Annotated in this window: 15 protein-coding genes and 3 pseudogenes; 5 read left to right on the top strand and 13 right to left on the bottom strand. The window is 38.0% G+C overall.

The window, feature by feature from the left end; genetic code table 11:
- Both V8V91_RS11240 and V8V91_RS11235 read left to right on the top strand, forming a co-directional pair.
- Positions 1 to 1,188 carry a porin gene (locus V8V91_RS11240; protein WP_373400140.1) on the top strand — a complete coding sequence of 396 codons (1,188 nt, stop codon included), beginning with the start codon at positions 1 to 3 and terminating at the stop codon, positions 1,186 to 1,188.
- A gap of 300 nt (positions 1,189 to 1,488) precedes the next feature.
- Positions 1,489 to 1,848, top strand: a complete 360-nt coding sequence (locus V8V91_RS11235; protein WP_373400139.1) for a hypothetical protein — start codon at positions 1,489 to 1,491, stop codon at positions 1,846 to 1,848.
- 34 nt (positions 1,849 to 1,882) lie between these two features.
- Here V8V91_RS11235 and V8V91_RS11230 read toward each other — a convergent pair whose 3' ends face one another.
- Together V8V91_RS11230 and dnaK are read right to left on the bottom strand one after the other, a co-directional pair.
- Positions 1,883 to 2,257 carry a co-chaperone GroES family protein gene (locus tag V8V91_RS11230; RefSeq protein ID WP_074226194.1) on the bottom strand — a complete coding sequence of 125 codons (375 nt, stop codon included), beginning with the start codon at positions 2,255 to 2,257 and terminating at the stop codon, positions 1,883 to 1,885.
- A 78-nt stretch (positions 2,258 to 2,335) separates the two neighbouring features.
- Positions 2,336 to 4,252 (bottom strand): annotated as a pseudogene (dnaK, locus tag V8V91_RS11225) (molecular chaperone DnaK).
- Between the two features lie 437 nt (positions 4,253 to 4,689).
- Here dnaK and V8V91_RS11220 point away from each other — a divergent pair.
- A complete protein-coding gene (locus V8V91_RS11220; protein ID WP_373400138.1) occupies positions 4,690 to 5,499 on the top strand; it encodes an MOSC domain-containing protein in 810 nt (269 codons plus the stop codon).
- Between the two features lie 52 nt (positions 5,500 to 5,551).
- On the opposite strand, the gene hemE is transcribed toward V8V91_RS11220, so the two are convergent.
- The 6 genes from hemE to truA all read right to left on the bottom strand — a co-directional run bounded on the left by hemE (position 5,552) and on the right by truA (position 11,000).
- The gene (hemE, locus tag V8V91_RS11215) at positions 5,552 to 6,577 is read right to left on the bottom strand and encodes a uroporphyrinogen decarboxylase (protein ID WP_373400136.1); all 1,026 of its coding nucleotides are present in this window, start codon (positions 6,575 to 6,577) and stop codon (positions 5,552 to 5,554) included.
- A 113-nt stretch (positions 6,578 to 6,690) separates the two neighbouring features.
- Complete coding sequence (locus V8V91_RS11210) at positions 6,691 to 7,224, bottom strand: hypothetical protein (protein WP_373400135.1); 534 nt, start codon at positions 7,222 to 7,224, stop codon at positions 6,691 to 6,693.
- A gap of 103 nt (positions 7,225 to 7,327) precedes the next feature.
- Complete coding sequence (locus V8V91_RS11205; protein WP_373400133.1) at positions 7,328 to 7,843, bottom strand: hypothetical protein; 516 nt, start codon at positions 7,841 to 7,843, stop codon at positions 7,328 to 7,330.
- A gap of 2 nt (positions 7,844 to 7,845) precedes the next feature.
- On the bottom strand, positions 7,846 to 8,430 hold the full coding sequence (locus tag V8V91_RS11200; RefSeq protein ID WP_074226200.1) for a hypothetical protein: 585 nt from the start codon (positions 8,428 to 8,430) through the stop codon (positions 7,846 to 7,848).
- Between the two features lie 33 nt (positions 8,431 to 8,463).
- A complete protein-coding gene (locus V8V91_RS11195) occupies positions 8,464 to 10,236 on the bottom strand; it encodes an ABC transporter ATP-binding protein (RefSeq protein ID WP_373400131.1) in 1,773 nt (590 codons plus the stop codon).
- Positions 10,237 to 10,280: 44 nt separating this feature from the next.
- Positions 10,281 to 11,000, bottom strand: coding sequence for a tRNA pseudouridine(38-40) synthase TruA (gene truA, locus V8V91_RS11190; protein WP_373400129.1), 720 nt, complete (start codon positions 10,998 to 11,000; stop codon positions 10,281 to 10,283).
- A gap of 101 nt (positions 11,001 to 11,101) precedes the next feature.
- Here truA and V8V91_RS11185 point away from each other — a divergent pair, with 101 nt between their 5' ends.
- Positions 11,102 to 11,578, top strand: coding sequence for a DUF4293 domain-containing protein (locus V8V91_RS11185; protein WP_373400128.1), 477 nt, complete (start codon positions 11,102 to 11,104; stop codon positions 11,576 to 11,578).
- A gap of 46 nt (positions 11,579 to 11,624) precedes the next feature.
- Here the strand turns inward: V8V91_RS11185 and V8V91_RS11180 are convergent, their stop codons facing one another.
- Genes V8V91_RS11180 through V8V91_RS11170 form a run of 3 tightly spaced genes read right to left on the bottom strand, consistent with a single transcriptional unit; the run spans position 11,625 to position 13,615 of the window.
- Positions 11,625 to 12,383 carry a hypothetical protein gene (locus tag V8V91_RS11180; RefSeq protein ID WP_373400127.1) on the bottom strand — a complete coding sequence of 253 codons (759 nt, stop codon included), beginning with the start codon at positions 12,381 to 12,383 and terminating at the stop codon, positions 11,625 to 11,627.
- A 27-nt stretch (positions 12,384 to 12,410) separates the two neighbouring features.
- A complete protein-coding gene (locus tag V8V91_RS11175; protein WP_373400126.1) occupies positions 12,411 to 13,088 on the bottom strand; it encodes a hypothetical protein in 678 nt (225 codons plus the stop codon).
- Complete coding sequence (locus V8V91_RS11170; RefSeq protein ID WP_373400125.1) at positions 13,085 to 13,615, bottom strand: RNA polymerase sigma factor; 531 nt, start codon at positions 13,613 to 13,615, stop codon at positions 13,085 to 13,087. Before V8V91_RS11170 ends, V8V91_RS11175 begins: the two co-directional genes overlap by 4 nt.
- 285 nt (positions 13,616 to 13,900) lie before the next feature.
- Between V8V91_RS11170 and V8V91_RS11165 the strand changes: the two are divergent.
- Positions 13,901 to 14,999 (top strand): annotated as a pseudogene (locus tag V8V91_RS11165) (PLP-dependent aspartate aminotransferase family protein).
- A 288-nt stretch (positions 15,000 to 15,287) separates the two neighbouring features.
- On the opposite strand, the gene V8V91_RS11160 reads toward V8V91_RS11165, so the two are convergent.
- Both V8V91_RS11160 and V8V91_RS11155 read right to left on the bottom strand, forming a co-directional pair.
- Positions 15,288 to 15,653: a cupin domain-containing protein gene (locus V8V91_RS11160; protein ID WP_373400124.1), complete on the bottom strand. Its 366-nt coding sequence runs from the start codon at positions 15,651 to 15,653 to the stop codon at positions 15,288 to 15,290.
- Between the two features lie 110 nt (positions 15,654 to 15,763).
- Positions 15,764 to 16,503, bottom strand: a pseudogene (locus tag V8V91_RS11155) (MBL fold metallo-hydrolase).
- Positions 16,504 to 16,649 lie beyond the last annotated feature (146 nt).

Below are 16,649 nucleotides of genomic sequence, written 5' to 3'. Positions count from 1 at the left end.
ATGAAAAATATTAATCTACTAATATTCGTGGGGATGTTCTTTGTCTCTACATTAAGCTTTGGACAGGATGTAATTATTGTGGAAGAAGAAAAAGAGCCTTCTAAATTCTCTTTTTCAGGTTCTGTGGACGCTTATTTCAGAACAAACTTTGGTGCACCTAATAAAGGTGAGAATTTTCAGGCTCCTGCCTCTTCTTTTGGTAACCTTCCTGGCTTTTCTCTAGGGATGGCTAATATCATTGCTACCTACGAAGGAGAAAAAGTTGGTGCTGTTGCCGACTTGGTATTTGGTCCAAGAGGTGAAGATGCTGTTTTTGGTTCTCCACTATATGCAGGAGGAATGGCAGGTAGTTCTCAAATTATTAACCAATTGTATGTTTATTGGAATGTGACTGATGCAGTCACCTTGACCTTTGGTAACTTCAATACCTTCTTAGGATATGAGGTCATTTCCCCAACAGGGAATTTCAATTACTCTACTTCTTACATGTTCTCTTACGGTCCATTTTCTCATACTGGTTTGAAAGCAGATTTCGCTCTATCTGAAAAATGGTCTTTAATGGCTTCAGTGATGAATCCGACAGATATTACGGAATTCAATCCCTTCGGAACTTATACATTTGGAGCTCAACTAGGTTATAGTACTGGTTCGGGCAGCACGTTTTTGAATTTTGTTTACGGGGACAACGATGGAAAATTGATTAACAATGGAGATCTTATCCCGGGTCAAGTTTCCTATGGAAATACCTTTCAGGTGGATTTGACAACAGGTTTTGATTTATCAGACGTTTGGTATCTTGGAGTAAATACTACCTATAACTCTACAAGTGGAGGAGAAGAGTTTGATGGGGCAGATATATTCTCACTAGAAGATAATAATGCAGGGTTTTATGGATTTGCGGGTTATTTACAGGCTTCTGCTTCCGAGAATTTTGCAATTGGTCTTAGAGGAGAGTATTTTAGTGTATTCAATAATGGGTTAGAAGGTGTAGTAGGAACAGATCCAGATGGAGATGGAAATGTATTTGCTTTAACTCTTTCAGGAAATGCGAAGATTGGAAATAACTTAACCTTGATTCCAGAAATTAGATTAGATACTATGAGTGAGGAAGATTATTTCCTTAATAAAGATCTAGCAGGAAGTAAAAGTTTGTCATCATTTCTATTGGCAGCAGTATTTGCTTTCTAAAAAATAAACAGGGTCTATTGTCAATAAAGCCGGGGTGATTTTCACTCCGGTTTTTTTGTTTTATGGGTAAAATCTGTGCCATTGAGGGTAGAATAATACCTTCTATTTGTATGATTTAGATTGAAAGACAAAAAATCAGTTGTTTTTAAAACGAAATATAATAAAAGAATTAACTGGTTAGGGTTGTTATTATTAAAATATAATTTTTGATTATGGTCAAATTCGTGTAAAATATATCGTTTTGTTGAAACAAAAAGATTGGTTTTGAGTATATTATTTGAAATCAACCAATGTAAATCGATGAAAAGACCGTTTTTAATTATAGCGGCCATGTTTATTGCTGTTGCATCTTATTCACAGAGTGTTACAGGCCCTAAAGCAAAAAATGCGAAAGTATCAGATAGGACCAGAAATTCAATACAAGTAGTGTACTACGATCAACCAGAATCTTTAAAAGGTCCTGCAGCCAAAAATGCTAAAGTTTGGGATAGGGCAGGAGTTACATCTAAGATTTATACCAGAAAGAACGTAGACAACCCTAAAGGCTTAAAAGCGAAGAACAGAAAAGTATGGGAAGATCCAGAATTATCTGTTGCCGGTTCTAAAGCAAGTTACATTTTACCGAAGTCCATGCGACCTAAAAAGTTTTGGTGGCATTAATAAAAAATGAAAGCCCTGATCTTCAGGGCTTTTTTTATAGCTCTTGTTCTCTTTCCAGCATTAGAATAGAACTTTGAGGGACTACATGATATTTTTCACCTCCATAAATCACCTCAAAAGATCCATTTAAAAGGAAAATTGCCAAATCCCCTTCTTTAGCTTGAAGCGGGACATATTTAATGGGTTCTTCTTTATCCATCCAAGGTTCTGGATCTTCGGTGGGCATTGGGATTGGATAGCCGGGTCCTGTTTTGATGATATACCCTTGTTGGACTTTCTCTTTTTCCTGAACACCAGGCGGAAGGTATAAGCCTGAACCGGTTTTTTCATTTGGCTTCTTTAGCTTAATCAAAACTCTGTCCCCTACGACGATCAGGTTTTTCAATTTATTGTCAGCTGTCAGTTCCATTTCTTAAAATCTAGTATAAACAAATAACGGCACCTGTTAGCTATAACAGATGCCGCATCTAGTTGGTTTAGACGAAAATTACTTCTTGTCTTCGCTAACTTCTTCGTAATCTACATCAGAAACTCCATCTCCAGAAGTTCCTTCATCTGTACCCGCTGAGGCATCAGGACCTGGTTGAGCTCCTTCTGCACCCGCAGAATTATACATTTCTTGTGAAGCAGCTTCCCATGCCTTATTCAAGCCTTCTATAGCTGGATCTAGACCTTCTACATTTTGAGACTGATGAGCAGCCTTCAAAGTTTCTAGTGCTGAATTAATGGCAGATTTGTTTCCTTCGGAAAGCTTATCTCCATATTCTTTCAATTGCTTCTCAGTCTGGAAGATTAAGCTGTCAGCTTGATTCAATTTTTCAATCTTCTCTTTTTCAGCTTTATCTGCAGCAGCATTTGCTTCAGCTTCATTTTTCATTCTGTCAATTTCCTCTTGAGAAAGTCCAGATGAAGCTTCAATCTTGATCTTTTGCTCTTTACCAGTTCCTTTATCTTTTGCAGAAACATTTAGAATACCGTTGGCATCAATATCAAAGGTTACTTCGATTTGTGGAACACCTCTTTGAGCTGGCGGGATATCAGTAAGTTGGAATCTACCAATTGTTCTGTTGTCTTTCGCCATAGGTCTTTCACCTTGAAGGACGTGGATATCTACCGCTGGCTGGTTGTCAGCAGCTGTAGAGAACACCTCTGATTTCTTGGTTGGGATCGTGGTGTTAGATTCGATCAGTTTGGTGAATACTCCACCCATTGTTTCGATTCCTAAAGAAAGAGGCGTTACATCAAGTAGCAACACATCTTTTACTTCACCGGTCAATACACCACCTTGGATTGCAGCTCCAATTGCTACCACCTCATCAGGGTTTACACCTTTAGAAGGTTTCTTGCCAAAGAACTTCTCAACTTCTTCTTGGATTTTAGGGATTCTTGTAGATCCGCCTACCAAGATAACTTCATCAATGTCCGATGGGCTTAATCCAGCATCATCCAATGCTTTTTTACAAGGCTCCATAGATCTTCTTACAAGATCTTCAGAAAGTTGCTCAAATTTTGCTCTGCTTAGAGTTCTTACCAAGTGCTTGGGACCTGATTGAGTCGCTGTGATATACGGCAAGTTGATCTCTGTAGATGAAGAACTTGAAAGTTCAATTTTAGCTTTCTCAGCTGCTTCTTTCAATCTCTGAAGTGCCATTGGATCTTGTCTTAGATCAATTTGCTCTTCGCTTTTAAATTCATCTGCTAACCAGTTGATAATTACTTGGTCGAAGTCGTCTCCACCTAAGTGAACATCACCGTTGGTAGACTTCACTTCGAAAACACCGTCACCAAGTTCCAAGACTGAAATATCAAATGTACCACCACCAAGGTCATACACAGCGATTTTCATGTCCTGATTCTTTTATCCATACCATAAGCCAATGCAGCAGCAGTAGGCTCGTTGATAATTCTTTTACTTCAAGGCCTGCAATCTGTCCAGCTTCTTTCGTAGCTTGACGCTCAGAGTCATTAAAATATGCAGGTACGGTAATTACTGCTTCTGTAACTTCTTGTCCCAAAAGTCTTCTGCTGTGGTCTTCATTTTTTGAAGAATCATTGCGGAAAGCTCTTGAGGAGTATAAGATCTGTCACCGATTTTAACTACAATCGTGTCGTTTGATCCTTTTTCTACTTTATAAGAGGCATGCTTTTTCTCTTCAGAAACTTCAGAGAATTTTTTACCCATAAATCTTTTTACAGATGAAATCGTATTAGCAGGGTTAGTGATTGCTTGACGTTTTGCAGGATCACCTACTTTTCGTTCTCCGTTTCCATTGTCAAGAAAAGCCACAATTGATGGAGTGGTTCTTTTCCCTTCGCTGTTTTGGATGACTACAGGCTCATTACCCTCCATTACGGCTACGCAGGAGTTGGTGGTACCCAAGTCAATGCCGATAATTTTTCCCATAATTATATCTATTTAAGTTTTTTCAAATTATTACAAGCTCCTTTCTTCAAGGGATGTGCCATTGCAAAAAACTAAGGGATTTGTGTCAGTTTGTCAGAAATGTTGGCAGTGCCAATTCTGAATTTTTACAGAAGTGTCACTATGAATAGATAAATCTTCCAATTATGACAGATTCTTCATTTTTATGAATTCCCCTTGCAACCTTTTTCTATACAAGTGCATCTATTTAGTAGAATGAAGAACTTTTTAGAGGAAATAAGGAGCGATTAAGGTGGATTTTGGTGTTTTTGATTGGAACGGTTTTGATCCAATTGAATGCTCAGTTTGATATTATACCTTTTTGCGGGGAGTTTTTTAAATCCAATATTTCTGGCTTTTCTATTGGAAAATATTTGGGATAAACTGTTCTTTCCTAGAGAACTCCCTTATTTTTAAGGATGCAATTAAATCTCGCAATTCAGGATATTTACATTTATCCAATTAAATCCTTGGGAGGGGTTCGTGTAGAAGAAGCATGGGTAGAGGAAAGAGGTTTTCTTCATGATAGAAGGTGGATGCTTGTAGACCCGAATGGATCTTTTATTACCCAAAGAAAGTATCCCCAATTAGCATTACTTCAAGTCGTAATGGCCAAAGAGGCTTTGCTGGTTTTTGATAAAAACGACAGAGCAAGTCAGATTAGAATCCCCTTTGATAAATCTACTTCAGAGCAAATGGAAGTAACAGTATGGGATGATGTGATGATGGCTGAAAAGGTAGGGGGTGAATATGATAAATGGTTTCAAAAGAAATTGGGTATGAAGGTGTTTTTAGTTAAAATGCCACAAACTACCCAAAGAAAGGTAGATCCTAAATATGCCAAAAATGGAGAAATAGTAAGCTTTGCTGATGGGATGCCCTACTTGTTGATCGGTCAGTCTTCTTTACAGGAACTTAATTCGAAATTAACTGATCCAGTGCCCATGGATAGATTTAGGCCTAATATTGTTTTTTCTGGAGGAAGGGCTTTTTGCGAAGATGAAATGAATTCTATACGGATAGGAGAGGTGGAGTTTGGTATTATTAAGCCTTGCGCTAGATGTGTACTGACTACCGTGGATCAGGAAACTGGAAAGAAAGGAAAGGAACCTCTTGCTACCTTAGCAAGTTTTCGTACCAAAAACAATAAAATATTATTCGGTCAAAATATGGTGGCCTTAAGTTTGGGTAAAGTAAAAGTGGGAGACTCGCTTATTGTAATGGAATAACATAAAGAAGCCCAACTCATTTTTTGAATTGGGCTTTCTCTAGTTAGTCTGTTTAATTGAAATCTTTGACTGTCTGGATAAAGACTTTGACCATTTCTGGGTCTATATCCGGATAAACTCCATGACCTAAATTAGCAATATGTCTGGATCCACGGAACTGTTCCATCATATCCAAAGTAGCAGCTCTTACTTGTTCCGGGTTGCCATACAATGCAGCAGGGTCTAGGTTGCCTTGAAGGGTTTTATTCGCTCCTATTAGTTTTCTGGATTCCTCAATTCCCATATTCCAGTCAAGACCAATCGTCTCACAATTTAAATTACCCATTTCTTTCCTTGCGAAGAATGCACCTTTTGCAAATACAGTAACTGGAACCTCCGTAATTGCATCGCAAATCTGAGAGATGTAGCGATGGGAGAATTCTGCATACTGTTTAGGTCCTAAGATTCCGGCCCAACTGTCAAACACCTGAATTAAATCTGCTCCTGCTTTTACTTGAGCTTGCAGATAATTGATGGTGCTATCTGTGATCATTTGCAAAAGTTCATGTGAAAATGAAGGTTGGGTATAGAGCATTTGTCTAGCTTTAGAAAATGTCTTGCTACCACTACCTTCTACCATGTAGGCAAAAATAGTCCATGGAGCCCCTGCAAATCCAATCAAAGGAACACGGCCATAGAGGTTTTTCTTGGTGATTTCAATTGCATTGATCACATAACTCAAATCGTTGGCACCATCTGCAATCCTTAATTTCTTTAGGTCTGCTGTGCTATTGACTGTGTTGGGAAACCAAGGTCCTCGTTTTTCCACCATTTCATAAGGAAGTCCCATTGCTTCCGGGATCACTAAGATGTCTGAAAAAATAATGGCAGCATCTACCCCTAAATGGTCCACAGGCTGAATGGTGACTTCAGCAGCCAATTCCGGTGTTTGTGCTAATTCAATAAACCCGCTGACACTTTCTCTGACAGCTCTATATTCTGGTAGTATTCTACCCGCTTGGCGCATCAACCAAACTGGGGTTCTTTCAACTGGTTCCCCTTTGGCAGCACGTAGCAGAAGATCATTTTGTAATTGCATGCCGCAAAGATAACAGCCAATTTAAATTTGGCATCGAAAAATGTTGACATAAAAAAACAGGATCTCTGTAAAACATAAATCCTGTCTGTGGTAATCTGTTGGTTTAGTATATTTTATTGCTTGTTTTTCAATTCAACTCTTTTGAAATCCTCGTCTGTCAATCCTAAATATTTGATGACTGCTTCATAGTCAGTTAGGTCCACTCGAGCTGAAGCAAATTCTCCTGGAACTACCACAACTCTGAATAACTGATCTCTAGTCCATTCAGGTCCCAATAAACTGTAATCAAGAGGGCCATCTAGAAATAGACTAAAATCACTGCTGGTAAAGTCATAATTGTACATCAATACACCTTCTTCAAAGAAAACTGTTTGAGGTAATGCTCTCCAGATCGGAGTACCGTTGTCTGACTCCCATTGGATAAATGAAAGAACCACATCGCTATCAAAAATAGGAGGGTCAAAAGTAAAAATCTCTTGAAAATTATTGTTTTCAGTGAAATCAACTTCAACCTCAAAAACTTCAGACACAATGTTCACACCATCTTGTCCATCCAAGCCATCTAATCCCGGAGGTCCTTGAGGACCCTCGCACGCTTGAAATATCATTAGACCAATCAGTCCAAATAGGGCGGTAATTTTTCTCATGTTAGCTTGGTTTAATTTTGACATAGTTCTTTTCACGGCAATAACTGTGCTCGGGTTGGTAAAATTTTTCACCTGCCTTTGTTAAAAAACCTAATTAGTTGATTCACTGAATGGGAGCTAATACCTGAACCTCTGATTTCGAAACAATTTTATCGATGAAGATCCCTGTTAACTGAATATCATGTTGGAGGGCATATTCTTTCAATTTTTCTTGTACCGTTGTGGGGTTGGGCATCACCCATTTGTTGCTTTTAATAGATGCCAGCAAGAAACTAGTCTCCTTGAAATCCATTACTTCAAAGTCTTCAATGGGCAATTTTTGATCAATCCCAATAAACACTTCCATAGTATCTAGTTTCCCTGCAGGTTCACTGTAATAGATGGTATGCAAGGAGCTTCCCGGATGCAAACCTTTTTGTGCTTCTACACTTTTAAATGCCCTCTCTAATACAGGATCCTGTGGAGTTCCTCGAAAATGAATGCCTACTAAGGTAGGAGGGTGGTTCTCAATTATACTGATTTCTATAGGAGTGTTTCCTCCCAATTGATCAAAGCCCCAATAGCCAGCAATAATAATAGCTACTAATGCAATGGCTCCTATGCCAATTTTCTTGATCATGGTTAGAATAGGTAACGGACTCCGATTCCTCCTTGGGCTTTCATGTGTCCAACTCTGTCTAATAACTCCAGAAAAAGACCAAATTCCGCAAAGACATTCATAGGGAGGTCTGAGAAATAATATTCAGAACCAATAAATGCCTCCGGTCCAAAGTCTACATTCGTTCGATTTTCAGTTCTAAGATTTCCATTGGAAACCTGATTTACCTCATAGCTGTAATTCACCTTGGTAGTTCTCAATTGAATACCCGCCCCACCATAGGCCAATAAATACCCTTGAGTGATTCCAAAACTATCTGTAAAATCCTCATGATAGGCAGATCTGACGTTGAAAGAAACGCCTTTTGAAACGGAATGACCTATGTAAAAGGCATTGGATGCAGGCGGGTTACTTTCAAAATCCTTCTGATAATAACTTGCACCGTTGACTCCAGCGCTTCCTATCATTCCTTCAATAGAAATGTAATCACTGATAAAATCCTTGTAGGTGATGGATAAAGGTTCTCCAAGTCGAATTCCAACTCCTCTTTCTTGAGCTAAACTGATGAATGGGATAAATAGGATGAGTGCTAAAACTTTTAATTTCACAGGGTAATCTTTTTTATTGGTTTAGTGATCGGCTTAAATAGCCATTGTTTTCAATTGCATCTGGTGAAGCTGAGTGTAATGCCCTCCCAGTTCAAGTAATTCAGTATGGGTGCCGGTTTCCACGATTTCACCTTTGTTTAAGACAATAATTTTATCTGCTTTTTGAATGGTTGAAAGACGGTGGGCGATGACAATGGAAGTTCTTCCTTTCATCATCTTATCGATCGACTCCTGAATCAATTCTTCTGTTTCTGTATCCACAGAGGAAGTAGCCTCATCAAGAATGATGATTTCTGGATTATATACCATCGCTCGGACAAAAGAGATTAATTGTCTTTGACCCACAGATAAAGTAGCTCCTCTTTCCATTACATTGTAATCCAAGCCTCCTGGAAGTCTTTCGATGAATTTTCTTGCACCTACTTGTTCTGCTGCATCCATGACTTGTTCTCTGGAAATGGAAGGATTTCCCAAAGTGATATTATAATAGATGGTGTCAGAAAACAGAAACACATCTTGCAATACCACTCCGATATGCTTACGTAAAATTCCTAAGTCAAAATCACGAATATCTTTCCCATCAATGGAGATAACTCCTTCATTGATTTCATAAAAACGAGAAATCAGGTTGATTATTGAGGATTTACCCGCTCCGGTAGCACCAACTAAGGCAACTGTCTGTCCGCTTTTAACTTCAAAATTGATGTCTTTTAAAACATACTCATCATTGTTGTAGGCAAACCATACATGCTCCAAACTGATATTTCCTTTTACCGACTCGGGTTGAAATTCTCCTTCATTGGCAATATGCTCATCACTTTCCAATAGTTTGAAAATCCTAGATGAACTGACAACGCCCATTTGAAGGGTATTAAAACGATCAGCAATCATTCGAATCGGTCGGAAAAAGAGTTGTAAATACATGATAAAGGAAATCAGGATTCCTACTTGAAGATCCATTCCTAAAACGCCTACTGCCCCATACCATACGACCAGCCCGATTCCAATGGCTTGGATAATTTCTGCAACCGGAAAATAAATAGAGTAATAAAGAACCGATTTGATATGAGCAGTTCGATGCGCTTTATTGATTTCCTTGAATTTTTCAAACTCCCGATCTTCTCTATTAAAAATCTGAACGATATTCATCCCCGTGATGTGTTCCTGAAGAAAGGAATTGAGGTTGGAAACAGCATTCCGAACATCATTGAAAGTGACCTTGATTTTCTCCTTAAATATATAGGTGGAGATAATCATCAATGGAAGAGTGCATAAACTGACTAAAGTTAATTTCCAATCAATGTAAAACATCACTCCAAGTATGGTCACGAGTTGAAGTAGGTCTCCAATAATTGCTGCCAATCCTTCGCTAAAAACATCTGCCAATGTTTCTATGTCCGAAACGTTTCTTGTAACCAATCTTCCAATAGGCGTATTGTCAAAAAACTTAAGGCGTAATTTTAATAGGTGTTTATAGAGGTTAATTCGGATGTCCTTGATTATCACCTGACCAATCCATCCTGAATAAAAGGTATGGGCCCATTGGACTACCGCTTGAAGGATCATTAGTCCCACCAAGACATAAATGATTTTCAATAAACCAGGGGCATCACCTTTGGCAACATAATCGTCAATTGCCACTTGTATGAAATAAGGTCTGGTCGGTGCCAAAGCGGCCATTGCAATGGTCAAAAACACCAGGAAATAAAATTGTGCTCGGTACGGCTTGACATGACTGTAAAGCTGCTTGAGTACTTGGGTGTCTACAATTTCACCGGATGACTGCTTTTCTTTTTCTAGGCTCAAAATTTCTTAGTCTAAATAAATTAGTTCTGGGTATTTAATCCGGCTTAAAAAAGCCCTTTTGCAGGAGCTGATTTCCCCGCTTTTGTTCGGTCTTTTGACAAAATAATTTTCTCCATGTCTTCCGGGCTTCTTTTACCAAGTCCAATTTCCATTAAAGTACCGACAATTGCTCTCACCATTCCACGTAAAAAACGGTTTGCGGTTATATGAAATACCAATTCATTGTCGTTTTGTTCCCAATGGGCAGAAAATATGTTGCATCGGAAATGATTTACTTCCGTATTTACTTTGCTGAAACACTCGAAATCATCCTGAACTAACAAAGCTTCTATGGCTTGGTTCATTTTAGGGACGTCAGGTTGGAAATAACTTAACCACGCTAAATCTTCCAGAAACGGGTCCTTTCTGAAAATTATTCTGTAGAAATAAGACCTTTCATCCGCATCAAAACGGGCATGAGCATCTTTTTTTACTTCCCTAATTTTATGAATTGCTATTTCCTTTGGTAAAATACCATTGATCGCTTTCAAGAATCTGAATTGATCAATTTCCTGTTCCCAATCAAAATGACATACCTGCATGGAGGCATGTACTCCAGTATCAGTTCTACCGCTACCCATAATGGAAACCTCACTTCTGAAGTAAGTCGAAAGAGCTGATTCAATGCATTCCTGAACGGTAAAAGCATTGCTTTGCTTTTGCCAGCCATGAAAGGGAGTTCCTTTGTAGCTTAATTCAAGAAAATATCGTTTGGTTTGGTTCATCGGGTGCAAAGATACTATTCCAACTCAAAAGAGGTAGAGAAACCTTCAATCCTTGTGATTGATCTCATAAGCCTGTTAATTTGCAAAAAATTTCAAAACTAATGATTCAACGAGTTCAAACAATATTCCTGTTTTTAGTGGCAGTCGCTATGGGGATAACCTTAAGTATGGAAATTTGGCATCAAGTGATTCCAGATTCAGGAGAAAGTTTTTCTTTGACCGCGCTTTTTTTGGAAAAATATGATGCTTCTGGGGAGGCATTACTTTCAGAATCTAAATGGTATATCGCTGCATTGGCCTCATTTGTAGGGTTTTTGGCAATCATTTCGATTTTCCAATTTAGAAATAGAGGTAGGCAAATGATGTTGAATATGGTCAATTCATTGGTCATGGTAGGCTTGGTTGCTACTATTTTCATAACTACCAATGGAATTAATTCTGAACTTTCCTTATCTCAAAGCGGGGATTACAAGATCGGTTTTTGGGTAGTTCTTGCTGCCATGGTTTGTAATATGCTTGCCAATCGATTCATTAGAAAAGATGAAGCTTTGGTAAGATCCGTAGATAGAATCAGATAGATCTTTCTGATATTAAGAAAAAAGCCAGCATTTGCTGGCTTTTTTGTTACCAAAACCTAATTCCGACTGTAGGATAAAAAGTCTTGAAGTTTTCTGTGCTGATCACCCCTACCTGGATAGAAATATTTTTGTTGAGTTTTCGATTGTAAAATGCCTGCATGGTGGTTCCAGAAAATAGCTGGCTTTTGTTTTCATTAATCAAATATCCGACACCAAATGTATTTCTTCTAGGTCCTTCTAGATTCCCGAATTCCCAAGAAAATTCTGCATTGGCAAACCAGCTGCTATTGACCTTTATATTGTTTTCAATTCTTTCGGGGAAATAAATAGTGTTGGTGATGGAACCGCCCATTGAAAAATTCCTCCAATTGAGATGAGCTCTAAAACCAACTACTGGGGTGAAATCTCCTCCTGTAAAATCCAGGCCAACCGGAAAGGTCATTTCAAGGCTGTCTACATAGGGTACATATTTTTTCTCTAGTTCATATTTTACATGGCTGAGAGTAGTTTTCGGAAATTCCTTTCCCAATCTATAGGCTAATGTGGTGGATTCAGGAAAGTCAGTTGCTTTTTTTAGTAAGGGTTCAAACTCTTCCTCCAATGCTGTTGCTGAAAACTCCTGGTTATTAAAATAAATAATCAATGAACTTGCGTTGGGGAAGTCAAATATCAAGGTGTCTGTAATTGGCCAGTCTCGATCCAACCATTCTTGATTGGTATTACCGAGTTGGTTTTCTACGGCTTGGGCTCTCGCTTGAAAAAAGCATAGGAATGCCAGACAAGATGCGAATAGGTATCTTTTCATGAGTTTTATTTTTTCTGTTTGATGGAATTATTTTCTTTTAAAATCTATTTGGATCGTCCGTTTTGAAGGTGCAGCTTTTCCTATTTGCTGATCAATACTTGTTTCAGGTCGTTTTCCAAATTGTGTTCTGATTTTTATTTTTTCCTGAATCTCCCAAGCGATTGTAACTTGGTGGTAAGATGGAGCTTTTTGAGGCAGACTCCTTTCTGGAATAATTAGGCTGGAAGCCTGTAGGCCATTGTTTTTTATTTCGGTTATAGCTGGTTTATCCACTTTTTTTGGAACTGATACATCCTGCCTCTTTTTCTCAATATTATTTACGAATGGAATAGGGGCCTCCTTTTGAAACTCTTCGGGATTATTATTCTTTTCTAAAACTATTTCTTTTTCCAATGAGGGAGCTAAATCCAAATCATCGGTATTTATGGCTACTTGGTCTTGTGGCTTTAGGGAAGTAGAATTTTGGTTCATAAAATAGACCCCTGAAAATGATACGATCAATAAGACCGCGGCTGCAATAGACAGGTATTTCCATATTGGCATTGGTGCTTCCTGTTGATCCAGAATATTCTCAATATTACTCCAAAGTTCTGCTTTTGGACTTCTTTCGGGAAGTTCTGTGATTAATCCTTGGAGCTGGTTATCAAATTCCTTTCGATTTTGAATTCTACTCCATAAATCAGGATTTGGATTAAATTCTTTCATGCCTGTAGGAGTTTAGTGATTCTGGATTTTAATAAGGTTTTTGCATAATGAAGTTGGGATTTGGAGGTGCTTTCTGAAATCCCCAATAACTTGGCTGACTCTTGGTGAGAGTAACCTTCTATTGCCACTAAAACGAAAACAGTTCTGGCACCGTCAGGAAGGCTTTGAATGGCTTGGTCCAAGACTTCCGCATCAAACCAAGCATCAAAATTTTCGGTAGTTGCTGGACTATGGTCTTCAATCGGAGCAAAATGAATCTGTTTTTTACTTTCCTTAATTGCTTTCCGAATGGTAATGGTCTTCATCCAAGAAATAAGTGCTTGTGGATGTTCGAGTTTTCGTATGTTTTGAAATACTTCCACATATGCATCCTGCAAAACATCATTTGCTTCATCTTCATTGGCCAACACTCTGTAACAAATGGAATACAACATACTTTTGGTTAATTCAAAAAGCTGGAATTGAGCGGATCGGTCTTGTTGGATCACTTTGTTGATTAACTCTGAATTAAGTTTTTGAATACCCATAATATTGCTGTCTACTTAAAAGAGAGTATTTCAAGCGAAAAGGTTGGAAAGTCCTTAAAAAAGTTTCCTCTCTTAAATAGTGTGTATTCAAAATTTAAAGGATTCACATAATAATAATGGTATTTGATTAGAATCTTTAACAAAAGCAGAGGATTAGAAATTTCTGGATTTTAGAAAATCATAATCTTTAAAGGCTGAATAAACATAGGTGTAAAGCTTCTTCCTTTCTGGAGATAATTCTGTTAATTTCCATTTCTGATTAACAAGACATAAATAATCAAGAATATGAGATTTGAAACAATCGCAATTCATGGAGGAAATTTCGTGTCGGATTCTGAAAAACCAGTAATCCAGCCTATTACCTTGAGTACTACTTTTATTCATCAGGAAAACTCCATGATCTATTCTCGGGCAAATAATCCCAATAGAGCTTCTTTGGAAAAATTATTGGCAAGTTTGGAAACAGGAGAAGACGCAGCAGTTTTCAGTTCGGGGAATGCGGCTGGAATAGCTGTATTTCAAGCCTTGAAGCCTGGTTCTCATATTATTGCTCCAGATGATATGTATCATGGTTTGAAAAAGGAATTTTGACTTTGTTTGATGGAGTGTTGGAGGCCTCATTTGTGGATATGACTGATTTAGAGAAAGTGCAGGAAGCTTTCCAGGAAAACACCAAATTGGTCTGGGTAGAAACACCCTCGAATCCATTGTTGAAAATTTCTGATGTAGAGGCAATTTCAAAATTGGCAAAATCAAAAGGTGCTTTCCTTGCCTGTGACAATACCTTTGCGACTCCTGTTTTTCAAAACCCGTTGTTGCTAGGAGCTGATATAGTCATGCATTCCAGTACTAAATATTTTGGAGGTCACTCTGATATTTTAGGAGGAGCCTTGGTGACTAAAGAAAAAAATGAATTCTGGGAAAAATAAAGAATGTGCAGACCACTGGTGGAGCGGTTCCTTCCCCAATGGATTGCTACTATTTATGTAGAAGTATTAAAACACTTCCTTATAGGATGAAAGGGCATGCTGAACATGCAATGGTATTAGCAAATTATTTATCACAACACCCAAACATCGAAAAAGTGTATTATCCAGGCTTGAAAAATCATCCAGGTCACGAGATTGCTTCTCGGCAGATGACAGGATTTGGAGGAATACTCTCATTTCAAGTAAAAGGGGATGCTACAGCAGCAGATAGGCTGATTTCAAAGTTAAAGTATTACACCAATGCCACGAGCTTGGGAGGAGTAGAAAGCTTAATAGAGCGAAGGGCAGCTTCCGAAGGACCCGATACAAAAACTCCACAAAATTTAATTAGACTCTCTGTAGGCTTAGAGCATTTAGATGATTTGCTAGAAGATTTAGACGAGGCTTTGAAATAAAAAAGGCCGCAAAAAATGCAGCCTCATTTCTTAAGGGAACTTAAGGTGGTGATTCAATCAACTTTTACTCATTTGATTTGATAATAAATTAAATACTTTTTTTGAATATGAACTACGTTTTAAGAAATGTTTTTGTTTTTTAGGGAAAAATTGAATGATTTAAAGAGAATTAGTAAGAAGTAACTTAAAATTCCGTTCCAATCGTCTACTTGTTGTTACTTTTCCAATAGGTAGTTTAATTCTTCCATCTCATAAAAATTAAATTGCCTTAATTAAATCACATGGGTTTTAAAGTTTTTCCAATTCTGACTTAGTTAAATCCCCAACCGTATTACCTGTATTCAAAGTACTAGCAGGTTCAAATAAAAGAACTGAAACTTCTTGTGAAGCGACAGGTCTATGCTCGACTCCTTTCGGGACAATCAAGAAGTCGTTTTTGTTTAAATGGATCGTTTTATCCCTGAATTCCATATCAAACTCTCCTTCAAGGACTAAGAAAAGCTCATCCTCATGTTCATGATGATGCCAAACGAACTCCCCTTTAAATTTGACCAGTTTAACATGTTGCTGATTTAGTTCGCCGACTATGCGTGGGTTCCAATAATCTGAAAATTGAGCTAGTTTACCTGGGATAGAGACCTTATCTATGTTCATTTTTTGAATTGTTAAAGTACGTATTGCTGCAATTTGTTTACAGGGTAAATGTACCCTTATTGACAATACGTAGGGACAAAAAAATAGGCAGTTAATTCTGCCCACATTTTTTAGTTGCTTGGATACCAGTTTTTAAGTCTTACTTCCACTTCAGGCGCATTGGCGTTGACCAGAGACTTGAATTTTTCAACGTCTGCAAGTCCATCTGTGCCACGATAGTGATAAGGATATACGATGGAGGGTTTAAATTCTGAAACAGCGTCAGCAGCTTGATCCACATCCATGGTGTAAGGTAGGTTCATACACACGAATGCAACATCGATTTCTTTCAATGCCCGCATTTCAGGAATGTCTTCCGTATCCCCAGAAAGGTAAATGTTTTTGCCCCCATACTTAAAACATAACCATTCCCTCTTCCTTTGGGGTGCCTACTATCATCAGTTTCTGGCAGATTGTACATAGGGATAGTGGAAATGAAAATATCTGATACTTTTTGACCTTGGTCATTATTCATCACCAAAATTGACTTTGATTTGGACTCATCCAATTGGTCAGCAACTGCTTTTGGAGCCACTATGGTTGCCTTGCTTAGGTCTATTCCATCCAGGGTTTCTGGATTATGATGGTCCCCATGAATATCAGTGATCAATACAATGTCAGGAATGTTTTGTCCATCAAATGCAGAGGCTCCTCCATAGGGATCTACGTAGATTGTTTTTCCTTGGTATTCTAAAACAAGAGTTCCGTGTAAAATCGGAGTGATTTTGATGTCTCCTGAATTGGTAGGGATTACATCTTGCCCAAATAAAGTTATGGGTAAAAAGAGTATTCCGAATAAAATATTTTTCATAGTAAGTGGTTTTAAAGCTTAATTTTAAGATACATAACTTGTTGAAAATTTGAAATTTATCCAGATGAAACCATGCTGGAAAACTAATACTTCATAACTGTTTCCTAAGGATTTTGTTATCGGTGCCTTTATTTGGAAATCATATT

This window comes from Algoriphagus halophilus (genome assembly GCF_041729275.1).
Classification (GTDB): Bacteria; Bacteroidota; Bacteroidia; order Cytophagales; family Cyclobacteriaceae; genus Algoriphagus; species Algoriphagus halophilus_A.
The sequence above is the reverse complement of the archived record's forward strand: the minus strand, read 5'-3'. Positions and strand labels throughout refer to the sequence as shown.

Excerpts from the sequence above, each read along its gene's own strand:
- V8V91_RS11175 (WP_373400126.1), bottom strand. The coding sequence starts at position 13,088 with ATGAAAGAATTTAATCCAAATCCTGATTTATGGAGTAGAATTCAAAAT.
- V8V91_RS11240 (WP_373400140.1), top strand. The coding sequence starts at position 1 with ATGAAAAATATTAATCTACTAATATTCGTGGGGATGTTCTTTGTCTCT.
- hemE (WP_373400136.1), bottom strand. The coding sequence starts at position 6,577 with ATGCAATTACAAAATGATCTTCTGCTACGTGCTGCCAAAGGGGAACCA.
- V8V91_RS11220 (WP_373400138.1), top strand. The coding sequence starts at position 4,690 with ATGCAATTAAATCTCGCAATTCAGGATATTTACATTTATCCAATTAAA.
- V8V91_RS11205 (WP_373400133.1), bottom strand. The coding sequence starts at position 7,843 with ATGATCAAGAAAATTGGCATAGGAGCCATTGCATTAGTAGCTATTATT.
- V8V91_RS11235 (WP_373400139.1), top strand. The coding sequence starts at position 1,489 with ATGAAAAGACCGTTTTTAATTATAGCGGCCATGTTTATTGCTGTTGCA.
- V8V91_RS11160 (WP_373400124.1), bottom strand. The coding sequence starts at position 15,653 with ATGAACATAGATAAGGTCTCTATCCCAGGTAAACTAGCTCAATTTTCA.
- V8V91_RS11230 (WP_074226194.1), bottom strand. The coding sequence starts at position 2,257 with ATGGAACTGACAGCTGACAATAAATTGAAAAACCTGATCGTCGTAGGG.
- truA (WP_373400129.1), bottom strand. The coding sequence starts at position 11,000 with ATGAACCAAACCAAACGATATTTTCTTGAATTAAGCTACAAAGGAACT.
- V8V91_RS11170 (WP_373400125.1), bottom strand. The coding sequence starts at position 13,615 with ATGGGTATTCAAAAACTTAATTCAGAGTTAATCAACAAAGTGATCCAA.
- V8V91_RS11210 (WP_373400135.1), bottom strand. The coding sequence starts at position 7,224 with ATGAGAAAAATTACCGCCCTATTTGGACTGATTGGTCTAATGATATTT.
- V8V91_RS11180 (WP_373400127.1), bottom strand. The coding sequence starts at position 12,383 with ATGAAAAGATACCTATTCGCATCTTGTCTGGCATTCCTATGCTTTTTT.
- V8V91_RS11185 (WP_373400128.1), top strand. The coding sequence starts at position 11,102 with ATGATTCAACGAGTTCAAACAATATTCCTGTTTTTAGTGGCAGTCGCT.